Annotated in this window: 18 protein-coding genes; 8 read left to right on the forward strand and 10 right to left on the reverse strand. The window is 70.8% G+C overall.

Annotation, left to right across the window (positions count from 1 at the left end; genetic code table 11):
* Positions 1-57: 57 nt before the first annotated feature.
* Positions 58-1,407 carry an MFS transporter gene (locus ABD844_RS15310; protein WP_344877341.1) on the reverse strand — a complete coding sequence of 450 codons (1,350 nt, stop codon included), beginning with the start codon at positions 1,405-1,407 and terminating at the stop codon, positions 58-60.
* Between the two features lie 69 nt (positions 1,408-1,476).
* On the opposite strand from ABD844_RS15310, the gene ABD844_RS15315 reads away from it, so the two are divergent.
* The 6 genes from ABD844_RS15315 (at position 1,477) to ABD844_RS15340 (ending at position 7,535) form a co-directional block, all read left to right on the forward strand.
* A complete protein-coding gene (locus ABD844_RS15315; protein ID WP_344877344.1) occupies positions 1,477-2,145 on the forward strand; it encodes an ArsR/SmtB family transcription factor in 669 nt (222 codons plus the stop codon).
* A 237-nt stretch (positions 2,146-2,382) separates the two neighbouring features.
* The gene (gene rpsB / locus ABD844_RS15320; protein WP_344877346.1) at positions 2,383-3,375 is read left to right on the forward strand and encodes a 30S ribosomal protein S2; all 993 of its coding nucleotides are present in this window, start codon (positions 2,383-2,385) and stop codon (positions 3,373-3,375) included.
* Positions 3,376-4,310: 935 nt separating this feature from the next.
* The gene (gene tsf, locus ABD844_RS15325; RefSeq protein ID WP_344877348.1) at positions 4,311-5,144 is read left to right on the forward strand and encodes a translation elongation factor Ts; all 834 of its coding nucleotides are present in this window, start codon (positions 4,311-4,313) and stop codon (positions 5,142-5,144) included.
* Positions 5,145-5,289: 145 nt separating this feature from the next.
* Positions 5,290-5,988, forward strand: coding sequence for a UMP kinase (gene pyrH, locus ABD844_RS15330; RefSeq protein WP_219912434.1), 699 nt, complete (start codon positions 5,290-5,292; stop codon positions 5,986-5,988).
* 43 nt (positions 5,989-6,031) lie between these two features.
* On the forward strand, positions 6,032-6,589 hold the full coding sequence (gene frr / locus ABD844_RS15335) for a ribosome recycling factor (RefSeq protein ID WP_344877350.1): 558 nt from the start codon (positions 6,032-6,034) through the stop codon (positions 6,587-6,589).
* A gap of 106 nt (positions 6,590-6,695) precedes the next feature.
* The gene (locus ABD844_RS15340; RefSeq protein ID WP_344877352.1) at positions 6,696-7,535 is read left to right on the forward strand and encodes a phosphatidate cytidylyltransferase; all 840 of its coding nucleotides are present in this window, start codon (positions 6,696-6,698) and stop codon (positions 7,533-7,535) included.
* On the opposite strand, the gene ABD844_RS15345 is transcribed toward ABD844_RS15340, so the two are convergent.
* Positions 7,532-8,575: a suppressor of fused domain protein gene (locus ABD844_RS15345; protein WP_344877354.1), complete on the reverse strand. Its 1,044-nt coding sequence runs from the start codon at positions 8,573-8,575 to the stop codon at positions 7,532-7,534. The two genes, ABD844_RS15340 and ABD844_RS15345, sit on opposite strands and share 4 nt — an antisense overlap.
* A 119-nt stretch (positions 8,576-8,694) precedes the next feature.
* On the opposite strand from ABD844_RS15345, the gene rlmN reads away from it, so the two are divergent.
* On the forward strand, positions 8,695-9,795 hold the full coding sequence (rlmN, locus tag ABD844_RS15350; protein WP_344877356.1) for a dual-specificity RNA methyltransferase RlmN: 1,101 nt from the start codon (positions 8,695-8,697) through the stop codon (positions 9,793-9,795).
* Positions 9,796-9,836: 41 nt separating this feature from the next.
* Here the strand turns inward: rlmN and ABD844_RS15355 are convergent, their stop codons facing one another.
* Together ABD844_RS15355 and ABD844_RS15360 are read right to left on the reverse strand one after the other, a co-directional pair.
* Positions 9,837-10,508, reverse strand: a complete 672-nt coding sequence (locus tag ABD844_RS15355) for a hypothetical protein (protein WP_344877358.1) — start codon at positions 10,506-10,508, stop codon at positions 9,837-9,839.
* Positions 10,505-11,248, reverse strand: coding sequence for an ABC transporter ATP-binding protein (locus tag ABD844_RS15360; protein ID WP_344877360.1), 744 nt, complete (start codon positions 11,246-11,248; stop codon positions 10,505-10,507). The genes ABD844_RS15355 and ABD844_RS15360 overlap by 4 nt, the downstream gene beginning before the upstream one ends.
* A 90-nt stretch (positions 11,249-11,338) precedes the next feature.
* Between ABD844_RS15360 and ABD844_RS15365 the strand changes: the two genes are divergently transcribed.
* Entirely contained in the window at positions 11,339-11,887 is a 549-nt protein-coding gene (locus ABD844_RS15365; RefSeq protein ID WP_344877362.1) for a DivIVA domain-containing protein, read from the forward strand.
* Here ABD844_RS15365 and ABD844_RS15370 read toward each other — a convergent pair.
* From ABD844_RS15370 to iolC, 6 genes are all read right to left on the reverse strand, one after another.
* A complete protein-coding gene (locus tag ABD844_RS15370; protein ID WP_344877364.1) occupies positions 11,884-12,561 on the reverse strand; it encodes an HAD family hydrolase in 678 nt (225 codons plus the stop codon). The genes ABD844_RS15365 and ABD844_RS15370 overlap by 4 nt on opposite strands.
* 49 nt (positions 12,562-12,610) lie before the next feature.
* The gene (locus ABD844_RS15375; protein WP_344877366.1) at positions 12,611-13,603 is read right to left on the reverse strand and encodes an AI-2E family transporter; all 993 of its coding nucleotides are present in this window, start codon (positions 13,601-13,603) and stop codon (positions 12,611-12,613) included.
* Positions 13,604-13,665: 62 nt separating this feature from the next.
* Entirely contained in the window at positions 13,666-15,513 is a 1,848-nt protein-coding gene (gene iolD, locus ABD844_RS15380; RefSeq protein ID WP_344877368.1) for a 3D-(3,5/4)-trihydroxycyclohexane-1,2-dione acylhydrolase (decyclizing), read from the reverse strand.
* Positions 15,510-16,349 carry a 5-deoxy-glucuronate isomerase gene (iolB, locus tag ABD844_RS15385; protein ID WP_344877370.1) on the reverse strand — a complete coding sequence of 280 codons (840 nt, stop codon included), beginning with the start codon at positions 16,347-16,349 and terminating at the stop codon, positions 15,510-15,512. The genes iolD and iolB overlap by 4 nt, the downstream gene beginning before the upstream one ends.
* Positions 16,346-17,251, reverse strand: coding sequence for a Cgl0159 family (beta/alpha)8-fold protein (locus ABD844_RS15390; RefSeq protein WP_425568571.1), 906 nt, complete (start codon positions 17,249-17,251; stop codon positions 16,346-16,348). Before ABD844_RS15390 ends, iolB begins: the two co-directional genes overlap by 4 nt.
* A complete protein-coding gene (gene iolC / locus ABD844_RS15395; RefSeq protein WP_344877372.1) occupies positions 17,248-18,192 on the reverse strand; it encodes a 5-dehydro-2-deoxygluconokinase in 945 nt (314 codons plus the stop codon). The genes ABD844_RS15390 and iolC overlap by 4 nt, the downstream gene beginning before the upstream one ends.
* Between the last annotated feature and the right edge of the window lie 181 nt (positions 18,193-18,373).

The raw sequence follows: 18,373 nt of genomic DNA on the forward strand, positions 1-18,373 counted from the left end.
TGGAAGCAGGGCTGGTGGGTGTTGGTGAGGCGGTGGGGTGGGGGACGTGATGTGGGGTTAGGGCCAGGAGTGGCGTTTGGAGGTGATCAAGTGGGTCAGGGTTTGCGGGGGTGAGGGATGCGGCGGTGGGGTGGGTTCGGTGGTGGGGGGTGTGGGGCGTAGGGGGGACGTCCAGAGCCAGATGGTGCTCAAGGCCATGCCTGCCGCGCAGATCAGGACCACCGGACGCAGGCCGAGGAACTCGGCCAGGAGGCCGCCGCTGAGGCCGCCCAGGGCCAGAACGCCTTGTACGGCGAAGGTCATGGTGGCGTTCACCCGGCCCCGGAGTTCCGGGGCGGCTTCCCGCAGGGTGATCACGCCCATGCAGGTGGCGAAGGCGACGACGAGGCCGCCGATGATCGTGCCGGTGAGGGCGAGCATGGCGAGGTTCCACCACAGGGGGCCGGTCAGCAGGCCGGCGGCGAGGATCTCCAGCGGGAAGAAGATCACCGAGGTGAGGAGGACGCGCTCCTCGCCGTAGCGCCTGGACAGACGGGGCGTCAGCCATGCGCCCAGCAGGCCGCCCGCGCCGCCCAGGGCGATGAGCGCGCCGATCAGGCCCTTCGGGATGTGCAGTTCGTTCAGCATGTAGAGCATGTGGACGGCCGTGTACGCCATCGCGAAGAAGTTGATCGTTACGCCGGCGGCCAGGAGGGCGCGGAGCACCGGGTGGGTGATGCTCGCCTTGAGTCCCTCCATGACGTCGCGCCACATGCCTTTGGAGGTCGTGGGGGTGTTGCGTTCCGGGGTGCGGATGGCGCGGAGCAGGAAGGCCGAGGCGAGGAACGAGAACGCCTCCGCCAGCACGGCCAGCGGCGCCGTGAGGAACTGGATCAGGAGTGCGGCCAGCCCCGGTCCGCTGACCGAGGCGACCGAGTAGGAGGCGTGGAAGCCGGCCATCGCCTCGGTGCGCTGCTGGGGCGCGACCACGGCCGCGATGTGCGGGAAGTTCGCCGCTTTGAACAGCACTCCCGCCGTGCCGATCGTCAGGGCAACGATGATCAGCCACGCCACGTTCAGCAGGCCGAGGAGCCAGGCGATCGGGACCGTGAGCGCGGCCGCGCAGGAGACGAGTTCGCAGGCGATCATCAGTGGGCGGTGCCGGATGAGGCGGTCGGCGATGGCGCCCGACTGGAGCCCGAACAGCAGGGCCGGGACCGCGGAGGCCGCGGTAAGCAGGCCCATCTGGGACGGGGAGGCCGTCAGCAGGGTGACCGCGGTCAAGGGGATGGCCAGCTTCGAGACCTCCGAGCCGGTGACCGAGACCGTGCGTGCCGTCCAGAGCAGACGGTAGTCGCGCTGTCTTCGGAGGGGCGGCGGTGATGGGGCGGGTTCGGTGTCGGGCAAGGTGTGAAGGGAATGCTTCATAACTATGAAGATAACCCTTCACAGTTATGAAGGCAATGCTTCAGACCTTTTGGTGGGTACCTTTGGCGTATGACGCAGGAGAGCAAGTGGCTCAGCGATCCCATGGCGATGCGGGCGCTGGCGCACCCGGCGAGGCTGTCGATCTTGCAGTGGCTCGGCCTGGAGGACAGCGCCACCGCGACCGAGGTGGCGGAGCACGCCGGGATCACGCCCAGCGCCGCCAGCTACCACCTGCGGATGCTGGCCAAGTACGGCTTCGTGCAGGACGCGCCCCCGCGCGGCGACGGCAGGGAACGACTGTGGAAGACCGCCGTGGAACGGCCGCTCGGCATCGGGATCATGCCCGATGACCAACCGGAGGTCAGGGCCGCCAAGGAGTTGCTGATCGCGGAGTTCCGGCGATCGGCCAACGAGGAGGCGGAACGGGCGCTGGCGAGCGTCGACCGGGAGAGCGAAGAATGGCGCGATGCGACCCACTTCAGCCGACACCGGATCAGGGTCGACGCCGAGGAGCTGGTCCAGATCTACCGGCAGATCGAGGAGCTCCTCGAGCCGTACATCGCCCGGCAGCGCAAGGAGCGGGACGCTCCCAAGGGGGCCAGGCTCGCCGAGGCGCAGATCAATCTGTTCCCCGTCCAGCAGAGGCCGGTCCCGGGGCTGCCCACCGAGGACCACGACGCTCGCTCACGCCTGAGCGCGACGCGGAAGCAGGAGGCCGAGCGGCACATAGGGGAATAGGGCGCACTGTCTGTTTGACCGCAGACGGTCAGCCTGGGGCGGTGTGGGAGGTAGACTTTTCGGTGGCCTGTGACCACAGGCCGACTTCGCATGCCCCATTGCGGACCGCGCCATCGGTCCGGGCCACGTGCCCGGCGGGAGCGGGTTCGGGGCATCAGGGCGGCAGCCGACGCGCTGTCGCGGCACAACCGAGAACCGCGCCCATCCGCAGGGCGCCAAGACCTGGAGGACCAGCACATGGCCCCCGTCGTCACCATGCGACAGTTGCTTGAGAGTGGCGTTCACTTCGGTCACCAGACGCGGCGCTGGAACCCGAAGATGAAGCGCTTCATCTTCACCGAGCGCAACGGCATCTACATCATCGACCTGCAGAAGTCTCTGTCGTACATCGACCGCGCCTACGACTTCGTCAAGGAGACCGTCGCCCACGGCGGCACGATCCTCTTCATCGGCACCAAGAAGCAGGCGCAGGAGGCCATCTCCGAGCAGGCCGCGCGGGTCGGTATGCCGTACGTCAACCAGCGCTGGCTGGGTGGCATGCTCACCAACTTCTCCACCGTGCACAAGAGGCTTCAGCGTCTGAAGGAGCTCGAGGAGCTCGACTTCGACAACGTCGCCGGCTCGGGGCTCACGAAGAAGGAGCTCCTCATGCGCCGTCGTGAGAAGGACAAGCTCGAGCGTACGCTCGGCGGCATCCGCGACATGGGCCGCGTGCCGAGCGCGGTGTGGGTCGTCGACACCAAGAAGGAGCACATCGCGATCAGCGAGGCCAAGAAGCTTGGCATCCCTGTCGTCGCGATCCTCGACACCAACTGCGACCCCGACGAGGTCGACTACCCGATCCCGGGCAACGACGACGCCATCCGCGCCGTCGGCCTGCTCACCAGGGTGGTCGCCGACGGTGTCGCGGCCGGTCTGATGGCCCGTTCCGGCGCCGCCCGCGGTGACGAGAAGCCGGCCGCCGCCGAGCCGCTGGCCGAGTGGGAGCGCGAGCTCATCGAGCAGGGCGCCGGTGAGGCCGGGGCCGCTCCTGAGGCCGCCGCTGCCGAGGAGGCCCCTGCGGCCCCTGAGGCCGCCGCCGCTCCCGAGGCTGCCGCTCCCGAGGCTGCTGCTCCTGAGGCCGCCGCTCCTGAGGCCGCCGCTCCCGAGGCTGTGGCGCCCGAGGCGGTCGCCGCGACCGACGACTCGACGGCGCCCGCCGCCGAGGGCGAGACCACCGAGCAGGCCTGACGCCTGGCGGCGCTTCGAGCAGCGGTCCGATGCCACGTCCCGGGGGTCCGTACGTGCGGTCCGGCCGTGTTCTGATGGATGGGACACGGTACGGGCCGGCACCGCGGCGGACCTCCGGTCCGCTCCGCGGCGGACCTCCGGTCCGCTCCTCGGGGGAGGCCGGAGGCGAGAGCCGTGGTGCCTGCCGCGGGCCCGGGGAGCCGAACGGTACCGTTCGGGCGCCAGGTCGGCCTCAGCGGCCGGGCTGGTCGCGCGGGCCGGGCAAGGTCGGTTACGCGGCCGGACCGAACCGGGCGAACCCGCAAGGGTGAGGCCGGGCGAGTGAGCACGGCCGAGCGGGCCAGGGCTCAGGGCTAGGGCCAGAGCGAGGCGAGGCGAAGCCAGGCGCGTGGGCAGGGCCAAGCCAACAGAGGCGAGGTCGGGCGCGTGAGCAGGGCTGAGTGAGCAAGCTGAGGCCAGGCGAGCGAGTAAGGCCGAGTGAGCAAGACGGGCCGGGCGAGCAAGGTAAGGCCAGGCGAGTGAGCGCGGCCGCGAAGGCGAGGCCGGGCGAGCGAGCAGGGCGACGTGACAGCTGAACAAGGCAAGCCACCGGATGGCTACCGGGCCATGAGTGGCCGGCCAGGCAAGGTGTGCGTCCCGGCACGGCAAAATGGCCGGGCCAGGACGGCACGCCGGGGCGGCTCCCCCACGCCGGGTGGGCTACTCCAAGGCTCGGGCGCCGGACCGGCGATGGTGGCGGTGGCGAGGTGGTAGGCCGTGGCGAGGCTGGGCAGTATGCCGAGGCAAGCAGCAGCAACGCCGAGCCGACCCGAGCCCAGGGCAAGACAAGGCTCCAGTACGGCACGCGCCGGCCGTACGAACCAAGGGTGGACGGCCGCTCCGGCCCCCGCCCGGACCACGATGACGACGACGAAATCCCACAAGGAAAAAGAGCAATGGCTTCCGTGAACATGGCCGACGTCAAGCGGCTTCGTGAGATCACCGCTGCCGGCATGATGGACTGCAAGAAGGCGCTGGAGGAGTCCGAGGGCGACTTCGACCGCGCGATCGAGCTGCTGCGCCTCAAGGGCGCCAAGGACGTGGGCAAGCGCGAGGCCCGTACGGCCTCCAACGGCCTGGTCGCGCTCCAGCAGGACGGCGACTCCGCCGCCGCGCTGCTCGAGCTCAACTGCGAGACCGACTTCGTGGCCAAGGGCGAGCGCTTCCAGGAGCTGGCCGGCCAGGTCGTCGCGCACATCCTGGAGGCGAAGCCCGCCGACGTGGCGGCGCTGCTGGAGTCCTCCTTCGACGGCAAGAGCGTCAAGGAGCACCTCGACACCGCCAACGCCGCGCTCGGTGAGAAGATCGAGATCCGGCGGTTCTCGGTGCTTGAGGGCGGCTACATCGGCGCCTACATGCACAAGACCGACCCGGCCCTGCCGCCGGCGGTCGGCGTGCTCGTCCAGCTCGACAAGCCGAACGCCGAGGTCGCCAAGGACATCGCCCAGCACGCCGCCGCGATGGCCCCGCAGTACCTCAAGGCCGACTCCGTCCCCGCCGAGGTCGTCGAGAAGGAGCGCAAGCTCTTCGAGGAGATGACCCGTGACGAGGGCAAGCCCGAGGCCGCCGTCGCCAAGATCGTCGAGGGTCGCGTGAACGGCTGGTACAAGGACTTCACGCTGCTGCAGCAGGCCTTCGTCAAGGACAACAAGAAGAGCGTGGGCAAGTACGCCGAGGAGAACGGCGTCGAGGTCCTCGGCTTTGTCCGCTTCAAGGTCGGCCAGGCTTAGGCTTAGGCAAGCTGCCAGCTCAACGATCCGCCGAACGAAGGAGGCCGCCGCCGTGCAGGACCAAAGGGAGCCAGCCCACGAATCCACACGGACGGCGGCTTCCTCATCTCAACACCCGCAAAGCACCCTCAGGTGGAAACGGGTGATGCTGAAGCTGTCAGGAGAGGCGTTCGCCGGCAGCGAGCCGCTGGGCATCGACCCGGTCATCGTCGATCACCTGGCCGATTCGATCGCCGAGGCGGTCAAGGAGGGCGTGCAGGTCGCCGTGGTGGTCGGCGGCGGCAACATGTTCCGCGGCGCCACCCTGTCGCAGGGGGGCATCGACCGGGCCAGGGCCGACTACATGGGCATGCTCGGCACGGTCATCAACTGCCTGGCGCTCCAGGACTTCCTCGAGCGGCGAGGCGTGGAGACCCGCGTGCAGACCGCCATCACCATGCAGCAGGTGGCAGAGCCGTTCCTGCCGCGCCGCGCGATCCGGCACCTGGAGAAGGGGCGCGTGGTCATCTTCGGCGCGGGGCTCGGCTCACCATACTTCTCCACCGACACCGCGGCGTCCCAGCGGGCCCTGGAGATCGGCGCCGAGGCGCTGCTCAAGGGCACGCAGGTCGACGGGATCTACGACTCCGATCCCCGCAAGAACCCCGACGCGGTCCGTTTCGACCACCTCGACTACGGCGAGGTGCTGCTGCGCGACCTCGCGGTCATGGACGCCACCGCGATCAGCCTGTGCAAGGACAACGATCTGCCGATCGTGGTCTTCGACCTGATGGGCGAGGGCAACATCCTGCGAGCGGTACGCGGTGAGAAGATCGGCACGCTGGTGAGTCCCGCAGGCAAATGACGGAGCGAGCCCGACACCGCCAGCTAGAAGACAGGGAGCCGCTGTGATCGACGAAACCCTCCTCGAAGCCGAGGACAAGATGGACAAGGCCGTTTCGGTGGCGAAGGAGGACTTCGCAACCATCCGTACGGGCCGTGTCACCCCCGCGATGTTCAACAAGATCAACGCCGAGTACTACGGCACGCCGACGCCGATCCAGCAGTTGGCGTCCTTCCACGTGCCCGAGGCGCGCATGGTGCTCATCCAGCCCTACGACAAGAGCTCGATGGGCGCGATCGAGAAGGCCATCCGCGACTCCGACCTCGGCGTCAATCCCACCGACGACGGTCAGGTGATCCGCGTGACGTTCCCGGAGCTGTCCGAGGAGCGCCGCAAGGAGTACATCAAGGTCGCCAGGAACAAGGGCGAGCACGCCAAGGTGTCGGTGCGCAACATCCGTCGCTCCGCCAAGGAGGTCCTCGACAAGATGATCAAGGACGGCGAGGCGGGCGAGGACGAGGTCCGGCGGGCCGAGAAGGAGCTCGACGACCTCACCCAGAAGCACGTCGCCAAGATCGACGAGCTGCTCAAGCACAAGGAAACCGAGCTGCTCGAGGTCTGAGCGGCGCGCCGCAGGGCGGACCGCGCACGACGGGCCGCTGAAGGTAGCGGGTCTGCACTACGGCCCTCGCCGCCGTTGGCGGGGGCCGTGGCTCTTGGAGAAGTCTGTGGAAGAACGTACGGCTGGCAGCAGCTCGAGCGGCGGCGGCCGTAGCGGAAGGAACCTGCCTGCGGCGATCGCGGTCGGCGCGACGCTGGGCGCGCTGGTCCTCGGCACGATCTATTCGATCAAGGAGCTGTTCCTCCTGGTGGTCGTGGGGGCCGTCGGGGTCGGGGCGCTCGAGCTGATCAAGGCGTTCGCCACCCGTGACATCAGGGTTCCCGCCGTGCCGGTGCTGGCGGGGCTGGTGGCGATGCAGGCGGGGGCGTACTGGGGCGGGCCGGCGTGGTTGCTGGCCTCGTTCGCGGTGTTCGCGTTCGTGCTGCTGATCTGGCGGATGTTCGGCGACGGCACGGACGGTTACGTGCGCGACGCGTCGGCGTCGGTGTTCACGCTGTTCTATCCCGCGATGCTGAGCGCGTTCGTGCCGCTGTTGCTCAAGCCGGAAGACGGCGACCACCGGGTGCTGATCTTCATCGCGGTGACGGTGGCCAGCGACATCGGCGGGTACATCGCGGGCGTGCTGTTCGGCCGGCACCGGTTGACGGTGATCAGTCCGAAGAAGACCTGGGAGGGTCTGGCCGGCTCGGTGGTGGCGTGCACGGCGGTCGGGGCCTGGCTGGTGACGTGGCTGCTCGGCGGCCAGATCTGGCAGGGGGCGCTGATCGGCGCGCTGGCGGCGCTGCTGGCGACCGTGGGGGACCTGATCGAGTCGATGATCAAGCGGGATCTCGGCATCAAGGATCTGGGAACGATCCTTCCTGGCCACGGCGGCCTCATGGACCGGCTGGACTCGCTGGTCACGACGCTGGTGCCGGTCTGGCTGCTGATGACGCTGTTCTTCTAGCCGTTCTCCTGTGGCAGGGGTTGCTCCTGGGATTCCAGGGCCTGCGTGGTGACGGGGGACAGCCAGAGCCACCGTACGGTCTCGCCGCCGAATGCGAAGCCTGACATGTCGGGCATGTGGGGTGGGTTGGCCTGCATGAGGACCCCCGAGTACTGCGGCCCCAGCGGGAACGTCGAAGGGTCGTGATACCACTTCGCCGTGTGCCCATGGCCCAGCCACGTCACCGAGTGCCACGGATACTGCGACAGCCACACCAGCAGCAGCGCCGCGTCCCGCGGGTCCTCCCGGGTGGCCACGGCCAGCTCGATCCTGGCGTACGCGCCCGGCCGGTCGATCCACTGCTCCACCGTGGGCATGCGCTGGCAGCTCATCCCGACCGTGGTCAGCACGGTGAACCCGCGCTCACCGTGGGGCGGGCGCTCGGTGATGCCGACGGTGGGCAGCTGTTCGCCGCTGGCGTCCCAGTAGCGGCCCGCCGGTCCGAGCACCCGGTCGAGATGGCCCATCACGAACTGCTGGAACGACGGCCACGACCCCTCGCTGTGCCGCCAGCGCCAGTAGGATCTGGCGTTCGAGATACGGGGCTGTAACCCTTCGAGCGCCTCCGACAACGCCCAGGCGAACGGCGACTCGCCCACCGCGTCGCGCGCGTAGCCGGGCATGCCCCTGCTCATGTCGGCCCAGCCGGGGATGACGGCGAGCAGGTCGTCGTCCTCGTAGAGCGCCACGCCGTCGCCCTCCTCGAACCACAGGGGGCTGAGTTGCCCGAGTGGTCTGCGTCCTTCGGGGTGCAGCGTGTTGGGCCTGGGCATGAGCGGCGGCCGCCCGGCGTTGATGCGGGACAGGTCGACCACGGGTGGGGCGGGACGGTGGTTGGCCAGCCAGACGGCCCCGTGGACCGTGCCGTCGGGCGAGCACAGGTAAGCTACCGAGGAGTCGTCGTCGCGCTCGACCACGAGCGTGCGGCTCCCGTACGGGTTGCCTGCCGCGAGCACGACCTCGGTGCCGCCCTCGCCGGATGCCGACCGGAAAATCGCCATACGAGATGACTGTAGATCGGCCGGAGACCAAGACGCGAGCCATACCTTGACCAGGAATTCCACCTCCGATCCGAACGTTCACTACCCTGGTCGCAAACCCCTCAAGCAAAGGCAGCAACGTGTCCCAGCCTCCAGGCCAGCTCACCTTCGTCGCGCCCCGGCGGGCCAAGCCCGCACGGCACCTGGCCGACCTGTCGATGGCCGACCGGCGCGCGGCGGTCACCGAGCTGGGCGAGAAGGCTTTCCGCGCCGATCAGCTCTCGCGCCACTACTTCGAGCGCCTTACCACCGACGTGGGCGCGATGACCGACCTGCCCGCGGCGGCCAGGGAGAAGCTGGCTGCGCTGCTGCCCGATCTGCTCACGCCGGTTCGCGAGCTGACCACCGACGGGGGCACCACGCGTAAGACGTTGTGGCGGCTGTTCGACGGGGCGCTGGTCGAGTCGGTGCTGATGCGCTATCCCGACCGGGTCACGATGTGCGTGTCGTCGCAGGCCGGTTGCGGCATGAACTGCCCGTTCTGCGCCACCGGCCAGGCCGGTCTGACGCGCAACATGTCCACCGCCGAGATCGTCGAGCAGGTGGTGAGCGGGGCGCGGGCGCTGGCCGCGGGCGAGGTGCCGGGCGGTCCCGCGCGGGTGAGCAACGTCGTGTTCATGGGCATGGGCGAGCCGCTGGCCAACTACAAGCAGGTGATCGGCGCGGTGCGCCGCCTGGTGGAGCCCGCCCCGCACGGGCTGGGCATCTCCGCGCGCGGCGTCACGGTCTCGACCGTCGGGCTGGTCCCGGCCATCGGCAAGCTCGCCGACGAGGGCCTGCCGGTCACGCTGGCGCTGTCGCTGCACGCGCCCGACGACGAGCTGCGCGACACGCTGGTGCCGATCAACACGCGGTGGAAGGTGTCGGAGGTGCTCGACGCCGCCTGGGCGTACGCGGCGAGGACCAAGCGGCGGGTGTCGATCGAGTACGCGCTGATCAAGGACATCAACGACCAGGAGTGGCGGGCCGACCTGCTCGGCAAACTGGTCAGGAACAAGCTCGTGCACGTCAACCTCATCCCGCTCAACCCGACCCCCGGGTCGAAGTGGACGGCCTCGCGGCCGGAGGACGAGCGGGCCTTCGTACGGCGGTTGCAGTTCCACGGCGTGCCGGTGACCGTGCGTGACACGCGCGGCCGCGAGATCGACGGCGCCTGCGGTCAGCTCGCCGCCGCCGAGTGAGCAGGCACCTGACCCGCCGCGTTCGGCGGACGCACAGCGGGTCACGTTCGCCGTCGTCGCAGCAGCGCGTAGGCCGCGAGGCCGGCCAGGCACCAGGCCAGCGAGATCGCGGCGAGCTGGGGCAGCCGGGCGGCGAGCTCCCCGGCGTTGGCGGCCTTCATCCATGAGATGAGCGGCACTGTCAGCCAATAGAGCGACGAGGCGCTGAGCAGCAACATCACCAGATAGCCGAGCAGCAGGACCATGATCGAGACGGCGGGCGACGGCAGGACGGCGCGGCTGGTGAGCGCGCCCAGCGCGGTGCCGGTCAGCGCCGACACCACGTGCAGCGCGACGCCCGCGCCCAGCACGTCGGGCGACGGCGACCCCGTGATGCCCAGCAGCAGAGCCCACACCAGGCCCAGCCCCGCGAACACGGCACAGCTCGCGAACGCCGCCAGCAGCCCCGCGGCCACCTCCCTGCCCCGCCCGCCGACCTGGACCGCCGACATCTCGCGCTGCCGGTCCGGCTCGGTGTCGAGCAGGCTCCTGGCCGCCCACGCGAGGATGGGGACGAGGAGCACCGCGCCGTCCGTGAGCACGGCGGCCTCCTCGCCCCGGGGCGCCCGGCTGCCGTGCACGATCGCCAGCATGGCCAGCGTGAGGAGCAGCGCCTGGAACACCCGGTGCGAGCGCACGTAGGCGGCCACCCGGAAGACGGCCAGGGCGATCATCCGGTCTCCTCGATCTCGCGGGCCCGATAGCCCTCCTCGCGCATCCTGGCCAGGAAACGCGGGAGGTCGCCGGCGGGCAGGGTGACGGCCACCGTGGTCTCGGCCCCCGTGGTGTCAGTCTCAGGGCTGCTCACGACCGGGGCCGCGGTGCCCTCCTTGAGGTGGCCGTCCACCATCGACCAGTGCCGCAGGCCCGGCAGGCCGCGTAAGCCGCCCTGGTGGTCGCTGACCACGACGATGCCGCCCCGCCCGGCCACCTCGGTCGCGATCGCGGGCAGCGCCTCGCGTGTGTCCGCGTCGAGACCCGCGAACGGCTCGTCCATGATCAGCAGCCCCGGCTCGGCCATCAGTGCCTGGACGAGGCCGACCTTGTGCGCGCTGCCCTTCGACAGGTCGCCCAGCGGGGTGCCGAGGAGGTGGCCCATGGTGAGGCGTTCGGCCCACGGCTCCCAGCGGGCGCCGCCGCGTACGCGGGACGCGTGCCGCAGGTAGGCCGTCACCGTGAACGGCTGGCCCGTGGGGAACCGGTCGGGCGCGAAACCGACGACCCGCGGCCGGTCGGTGATCGTGCCCGTGGTCGGCTCGGCCAGGCCCACCAGGAGGCGCAGCAGGGTCGACTTGCCCGCTCCGTTCGCGCCGGTCAGCTCGATCACGTCGCCGGGGGCGAGGTGGGTGTCGGCGTCCTCGATGACGAGGGGATCACGCCTTCGGTAGCGGAAGGAGACCTTGGACAGACGCATGGTGCCGCAACCGTACCTGCCGGGTCGCAGGGCCGGGATAAAGGTCCGACAATGGAGGCACCCCAGCACACAGTTCAAGAGGAGCGAGGCTTGAACCGCTTTCCGCGCGTCATGGGCATGCGTTCAGGCTATGACCCCGCCGAGGTGGACGCCCTGATCGGGCGCATCGAGTCGACTCTGGGCAGAGGCTCGCACGCCCTTGAGCCCGTCACTCCCGACGAGGTGCGCGGCGCCACGTTCCGCGCCAGACGCGGCGGCTACCAGGAGACCGCGGTCGACTTCGCCCTGGAGGCGTTCGTGGTGGCGCTGGAGGCCCAGGCCAGGCGGCCCAGCCGGCTGGCGATGACCGAGCCCACGGGCGAGATGCTGCGCGAGGAGTGGTTCGAGACCCAGGCCGCCCGGGTCGAGCGGGTGGCCTTCCGCCCCGGCCGCATGGGCACCGGCTACAACGAGGACGAGATCGACGCCTTCCTCGACCGGATCGTGGCCACCTTACGCGGCACGACCGACTTCCCGGTGACGGCCGCGGACGTACGGGAGGCGAGGTTCTCGACCGTGCTGTTCAGGGCGGGCTATCTCATCGCCGACGTCGACTCCTTCCTGTCCGGCATCGCCGACGTGCTGGACCAGCGAACCTAGCCGCCCGCCGGGCGCGGCCAGGGGCGCTGGGCGGCTCGCACGGTGTCGAGGAGGTTGGTGAGGTCGGGTCGGACGTGCTCGACGACTTGCTCGCCGGACGGGTGTTCCCCGAGGCGGTTGATCCATACGCGGGGCAGGCCCAGCCGGTGCGCGGGCAGCATGTCGTGGTGGTAGCCCTGGGCCACGTGCACCCAGACCTCCGGCTCGTACGAGTCCCCGAACAGCTCGAAGTGGGCCGGTGCCGGCTTGTACGCCCCCGCGTCCTCCGCCGTCACCACCGCGTCGAACGCCACCGGCAGCCGCCGCCGCGTCTCGGCGATGAGGTCGCGGTCGCAGTTCGTCAGCAGCGCGAGCCGCCAGCCGGCCGCGCGCAGCGCCGACAGCTCGGCCCCGACCTCGGGGAAGACCGGCCAGTACGGCAGCGTCGTGGCCAGCACCGAGGCGTCGTCGGCGTTGAGCTGCACCCTCTCCTCCGCGCACGCCCTGCGCAGGGCCTGGGCCAGCACCTCGCGGTAGCGCATCGAGGGCGACTTCTCCTCGACGGCCAGCTCGTGCCGGAGGTACGTCTCCAGCAGCCCCGCCCCCCGCCCGGGAGCGATCAGCTCCATGCTGGTGAGGAGGCCGTGCCGCCAGTCGACCAGAGTTCCGTAGCAGTCGAACGTAACCCATCGCATAGGTTACATAATGACGGTCATAGCGGTTCCGGCGCGACCCGGCGGCCGACTACGGAGCGGCGGCGGCTCTGGGCCTGCGGAGGAGGGCCACGAGGACGGAGGTCACGGGGGCGGCCAGGAAGGCGCCCGTGATGCCGGCAATCACGCTGCCCACGGTGATCGCCAGCAGGATGACCGCGCCCGGCAGGTCGAGGGCCTTACCGTAGATCTGCGGTGCCAGCACGTGCCCCTCGATCTGCTGCACCGCCACCGTCACCGCCACCACGATCAGCGCCACCAGCCACCCCTTGGCCACGAGCGCGACCACGGCCGCCAGCAGCCCCGCGAAGAACGCCCCCACCACCGGCAGGAACGCCCCCACGAACGTCAGCACCGCGAGCGGCAGCGCGATCGGCACGCCAAGGATCCACAGCGCCATGCCGATGAAGAACCCGTCGACCAGTCCCACGATCGCCACCCCGCGGATGTAGCGGCCGATCACCGAGAAGATCAGGTGGCCGGTCTCGGTCAGGCGTGCCCGCGCGGGGGCGGGCGTCAGCTCCACCAGCCAGCGGAAGAGCCGGTCGCCGCCGTGCACGAAGTAGATCGACAGGATGACCGCCAGGACGGCCCCGATGACGATCTCGCCGACCGTCCTGACCCCTGCCAGCGCCCCGGTGGTGATCTGCCGCCCCTGCTTGGACAGGTAGTCGCGGGCCTGTTCGATGATCTGCCGGTCGTCGATCCCGAACCGGGCCGTCAGGTTGTGCAGGTCGCCGAGGACCTTGCCGATGCTGGCGTGCAGCTCCGACACGCTGGCCACGGTGGGCGGCACCAGCAGCGCGATCAGCGCGCCGGCCAGCAGCAGGCCGCCGACGAAGACGACGGCCGTGGCGAGCGCGGAGTTGAGGCCGCGCGTGCGCAGCCATCGGGCCGGGGGCAGCAGCAGCGCCGTGAGGAAGAGGCCGATGATGATCGACATGGCCACCGTGCGTACGTGGTAGAGGCAGAAGAGCGCCACCGCGACGACCGCGATCCACCCGAGCAGCCGCCACGGCCTCATCCCGTTGCCCCCAATCGTGCCTGGTCAGAGGAGTTCCCCAGGCCGATCGGGGGCAACCCTGCTCACCCGGGCGGGGTGAGGTGGTGACGCTGGGAGAGCTTGTTCGCCTCGTACGTCTCCCGCGCCGCGTAGGTGGCGCTCGTCGTGGCCACCTGGGCGACGGGCACGTCCCACCACGCCTCGGAGGAGGGGGCGTCGTCGGCGAGCCGGTCGGTACGGACGTAGATCACCGTGGTCTCGGTCGCCGAACGGGCCGTGTCGAGCGCCTTGCGCAGGTCGGAGACCGTCTCGGGACGCAGCACCGAGGCGCCCAGGCTGGCCGCGTTGGCCGCCAGGTCGACCGGGAGCGGGCCGCCGTCGCGCCGCTGGTAGGCGGTGCCGAGCCGCTCGGCGCCGACGCTCTCCGACAGGCGGCCGATCGAGGCGAAGCCGGAGTTGTCGACCAGGACCACGACCAGCTTGACGCCCTCGGAGACGGCCGTGACCAGCTCTTGGGCCATCATCAGGTAGGAACCGTCGCCCACCAGCACGAACACCTCGCGCTCCGGGGCCGCCAGCTTCACGCCCAGGCCACCGGCGATCTCGTAGCCCATGCAGGAGTAGCCGTACTCGACGTGGTAGCTGCCCGGGCCGCTGGGCCGCCAGAGCTTGTGCAGGTCGCCGGGCATCGACCCGGCCGCGCACACCACTACGCCGTCGTCGCCGGCCGCCGCGTTGACCGCGCCGATCACGGCCGACTGCGGCAGCGGCGTGCCCTCCAGCGCGTACGCCGCGTCGACGGCGGTGTCCCAGGCCCTGGTCAGCTCGGCCGCCCGCTGCCGGTAGGCGGCCGGGGTGCTCCAGCCCGCGCACGCCTCGGCCAGGTCGGCCAGCCCTTCGCGGGCGTCGGCGACCAGGTGCAGGCCCGAGAGCTTGGCGGCGTCGAAGCCGGTGAGGTTGAGGTTCACGAAGCGGGCGTCGGGCGCGAAGATCGTACGGGAGGCCGTGGTGAAGTCGCTGTAGCGGGTGCCGACGCCGATGACGAGGTCGGCGTCGCGGGCCAGCGCGTTGGCGGCCGTGGTGCCGGTGGCGCCGATCGCGCCCACCGCGAGCGGGTGGCCGTAGGGGAGGGCGCCCTTGCCCGCCTGGGTCTCGGCCACGGGCACGCCGCAGGTCTCGGCGAAGACGCGCAGCCGCTCGGTGGCCTCGCTGTAGATCGTCCCGCCGCCGGCCACGATCAGCGGGCGCTCGGCCGACCTGATCAGCTCGGCGGCGCGCGCGAGGGCCGAGCGCTCGGGGCGCGGCCGGGGAATGTGCCAGACGCGCCGGGCGAACAGCTCGTCGGGCCAGTCGAACGCCTCGGCCTGCACGTCCTGCGGCAACGCGAGCGTCACCGCGCCGGTCTCGGCCGGGTCGGTGAGCACCCGCATGGCGGCCAGCAGCGCGGAGGGAAGCTGCTCGGGCCGGTTGATCCGGTCCCAGTAGCGGGAGACGGGCTTGAAGCAGTCGTTGACCGAGATGTCGTAGGAGCGCTGGTCCTCCAGCTCCTGGAGCACGGGGCCCGCGACACGGGTGGAGAAGATGTCGCCGGGCAGCAGCAGCACCGGCAGCCGGTTGATGGTCGCGCCCGCCGCCCCGGTGATCATGTTGGTGGCGCCGGGGCCGATCGAGGTGGTGCAGGCCAGGGTGGCCAGCCGGTTGCTCGCGCGGGCGTACGCGGCGGCCGTGTGGACCATGGCCTGCTCGTTGCGGCTGAGGCGGTACGGCAGGTCTTCGGCGGAGGTGGCCAGCGCCTGGCCGAGCCCGGCGACGTTGCCGTGGCCGAAGATGCCGAGGCAGCCGCCGAAGAACCGGCGCTCCACGCCGTCGCGCTCGCTCCACTGGTGGGCCAGGAAGCGTACGACGGCCTGCGCGACGGTCAAGCGGATCATGAGGTCCTCCCGAACGGCAGTCTGGGGTCGATGGGCTGAGCGTCCCACGAGGAGCGGATCCAGGCGTGGCGGGGATCGTCGCAGAACGCCATCGAACGCCGCTCCGCGGGACCCGCCAGCACGTTGAGGTAGTAGAGGTCGTAGCCGGGGGCGGCCATGGAGGGGCCGTGGTAGCCGTAGGGGACGAGCACCACGTCGCCGGGCGAGACCTCGGCCAGGGTGTCGATGCGGCCGCGCTCTGAGGAGTAGACGCGCTGGTAGCCGACGCCCTGACCGGCGACCTCGAAGTAGTAGATCTCCTCCAGCACCGCCTCGCCCGGGTTGGGGGTGTCGTGCTTGTGCGGCGGGTAGGAGGACCAGTTGCCGCCCGGGGTGAGCACCTCGACGGCCATGAGCTTGTCGCAGTCGAAGGCGTCGGGGGAGCAGAAGTTGTTGACCTGGCGGCTGGCCTGGCCCGCCCCCCGGATCTCGACGGTGACCTCGGCGGCCGGGACGTGGCGCGGGGCGAACGCGCGGGTGGCGCGGGCCGAGGGCAGGGCGATCCGGCCCGCGCCCGCCAGCGTCACCCGGGTGGCGATCGGGAGGTAGACGAAGTCGGTGGGGCCGTCGAAGACCGAGGTCCGGCCGGTCAGCGCGAACGTCTCGCCCGGGATGGTGACCGTGCAGGACCCCGACAGGGGCAGGACGATCATCTCCTCCTCCCCGGTGTCGAACGACACGGGGGAGGAGCCCAGGTCGGCCACGCGCAGCCCCGCGTACGTCCAGCCCGCCAGGGACGGGGTGATCTCCACCGACCACGGGCCGCCGGCGGTCTTGCCGTAGGGCAGGTGGGTCATGGGCGGGCCTCTCGTACCAGGGCGGCGGCGCCGTCGACCGCGCTCGCCACGTCGTCGCCCGGCGGGTAGAGCAGCGCCCGGCCCACCACGAGGCCGCGCACGCCGGGCAGGCTCATGGCGCGGTGCCACTCGGCGTAGGCGGCGTCGATGTCGGGCGGGTCGCCGCCGAGGAGCAGGGCGGGCAGCGTGGTGGCGGCCATCACGCGCTCCATCTCGGGCACGGCGGGGATCTTCAGCCAGGTGTAGGCCGAGGTCACGCCGAGGGCCTGGGCGATGCTGATTGAGCGGATCACGGCCTCGGGCGACAGGTCGTTGCGCAGGGCGCCCGACTCGGAGCGGGCCGACCAGAACGGCTCGACCATGGCCACCAGCCGCCTGCGGGCCAGGTCGGTGACCGCGCGGGCGCATGATTCGAGCGTGGCCACGGTCGCGTGGTCGGTCGGGTCGATGCGGCAGAGCATCTTGCCGCCGTCGAGTCGCATGGCCTGGATGGAGTCGGCGTCGAACCCGGTGAAACGGTCGTCCAGCTCGAACACCGAGCCCTGGAGGCCGCCCCGGTTCATGGAGCCGAAGGCCAGCTTGTCTTCCAGCGCCCCGAGCAGGAGCAGGTCTTCGAGGACGTCGGGCGAGGCCAGGATGCCGTCGACCCCCGGCCTGGACAGCGCCAGGCGCAGACGGTCGAGCAGGTCGACGCGGCTGGCCATGGCCAGCGGCCGGTCGCGTACGCCGAGTGCCCCGCGTGCCGCGTGGTCGGCGGCGATGATCAGCAGCCGCTCGCCCTCCGCCGGCATGCCGCGCCGCTGACGGCGGGCCGCGGCCTCGGCGATCTCCTCCGGCCTGGTGGCGCGGATGCTGGTGAGCCGTCCGTAGTCGGCGGCCCTGGACAGCGTGATGTCGCTCAAGAGTGCGCCCCGTTCAGCAGGTCGTCCACCTCGGCGGTCGTCGGCATGGCGTCGGCGCAGGCCAGGCGGGCGGCCACGTAGGCGCCGGCCGCGTTGGCGAAGCGCAGCGTGCGCTCCAGCGGCCAGCCGCGCGCCAGCCCAAGGCAGACGGCCCCGCCGAACGCGTCTCCCGCGCCGATGCCGTTGACCACCTTCACCTCCATGGGCTCCACCAATGCGCTCTCCTCGGAGGTACGCGCGAAAACCCCCTCAGGGCCCATTTTCACGATCGCGAGGCGTACGCCGGAGTCGAGCAGCGCCTGGGCGGCGGCCTCGGGATCGCGTACGCCGACCGCGACCTCCACCTCGTCGAGGTTGCCCACCGCCACGTCGGCCAGCGGCAGCGTACGGCGGGCGGCCTCGTGGGCGGCCTCGCGCGACTCCCAGAGCGTGGGCCGGTAGTCGAGGTCGAACACCGTCCACCCCGACGTGCGCCGCCTCGCCGAGAGCGCGGCGGCGTGGGCGGCGGCGCTCGGCTCCCGGCTCAGCCCGGTCAGCGAGAACCAGAACAGGCCCGCCGCGCCGATCGCGGCCAGGTCGAGCATGGACGGCTCGATCCGCAGGTCGGGCGGATGCTCACCGCGGTAGAAGTAGATGGGGAAGTGGTCGGGAGGGAAGATCTCGCAGAAGGTGACGGGAGTGGGCGGGCCCTCGATGGTGCTCACGAAGGCGTCGTCCACGCCGAATCCCCGGATGGCCCGGCGCACGTAGTCTCCGAACGGATCGGCGCCCACGCCGGTGATCACGGCGGAGCGCAGCCCGTGGCGCGACGCGGCGACGGCGACGTTGGTCGGGCTGCCGCCCAGGAACTTGCCGAAGGTCTCGACGTCGGCCAGGCCGACACCGGTCTGCAGCGGGTAGACGTCGACGCCGCAGCGGCCGATCGTGATCAGGTCGTACAACAGCACCTCCAGAGACGGAGCTTACCTTCGACACTATGGCATATTGTCATGACATTCGGATGTCCGCTATGTTGCCGGGCAGTGCCCCGCCGAGACCCCGGTCACGCACTTCTCGCGGTCTGTGACAGTGAGATCGCTCCCTCCTGGGCAAAGACGCTGCATGCGGGCACATCTTCGAATA

Source organism: Nonomuraea antimicrobica, from assembly GCF_039536965.1.
GTDB lineage: Bacteria > Actinomycetota > Actinomycetes > Streptosporangiales > Streptosporangiaceae > Nonomuraea > Nonomuraea antimicrobica.

What these genes read in the sequence shown, in the direction of transcription:
- ABD844_RS15360 (WP_344877360.1), bottom strand. Translation starts at nt 11,248, where the DNA reads ATGCGTCTGTCCAAGGTCTCCTTCCGCTACCGAAGGCGTGATCCCCTC.
- ABD844_RS15345 (WP_344877354.1), bottom strand. Translation starts at nt 8,575, where the DNA reads ATGGCGATTTTCCGGTCGGCATCCGGCGAGGGCGGCACCGAGGTCGTG.
- tsf (WP_344877348.1), top strand. Translation starts at nt 4,311, where the DNA reads ATGGCTTCCGTGAACATGGCCGACGTCAAGCGGCTTCGTGAGATCACC.
- iolB (WP_344877370.1), bottom strand. Translation starts at nt 16,349, where the DNA reads ATGACCCACCTGCCCTACGGCAAGACCGCCGGCGGCCCGTGGTCGGTG.
- ABD844_RS15355 (WP_344877358.1), bottom strand. Translation starts at nt 10,508, where the DNA reads ATGATCGCCCTGGCCGTCTTCCGGGTGGCCGCCTACGTGCGCTCGCAC.
- ABD844_RS15375 (WP_344877366.1), bottom strand. Translation starts at nt 13,603, where the DNA reads ATGAGGCCGTGGCGGCTGCTCGGGTGGATCGCGGTCGTCGCGGTGGCG.
- pyrH (WP_219912434.1), top strand. Translation starts at nt 5,290, where the DNA reads ATGCTGAAGCTGTCAGGAGAGGCGTTCGCCGGCAGCGAGCCGCTGGGC.
- rpsB (WP_344877346.1), top strand. Translation starts at nt 2,383, where the DNA reads ATGGCCCCCGTCGTCACCATGCGACAGTTGCTTGAGAGTGGCGTTCAC.
- ABD844_RS15370 (WP_344877364.1), bottom strand. Translation starts at nt 12,561, where the DNA reads ATGCGATGGGTTACGTTCGACTGCTACGGAACTCTGGTCGACTGGCGG.
- iolD (WP_344877368.1), bottom strand. Translation starts at nt 15,513, where the DNA reads ATGATCCGCTTGACCGTCGCGCAGGCCGTCGTACGCTTCCTGGCCCAC.
- ABD844_RS15310 (WP_344877341.1), bottom strand. Translation starts at nt 1,407, where the DNA reads ATGAAGCATTCCCTTCACACCTTGCCCGACACCGAACCCGCCCCATCA.
- ABD844_RS15315 (WP_344877344.1), top strand. Translation starts at nt 1,477, where the DNA reads ATGACGCAGGAGAGCAAGTGGCTCAGCGATCCCATGGCGATGCGGGCG.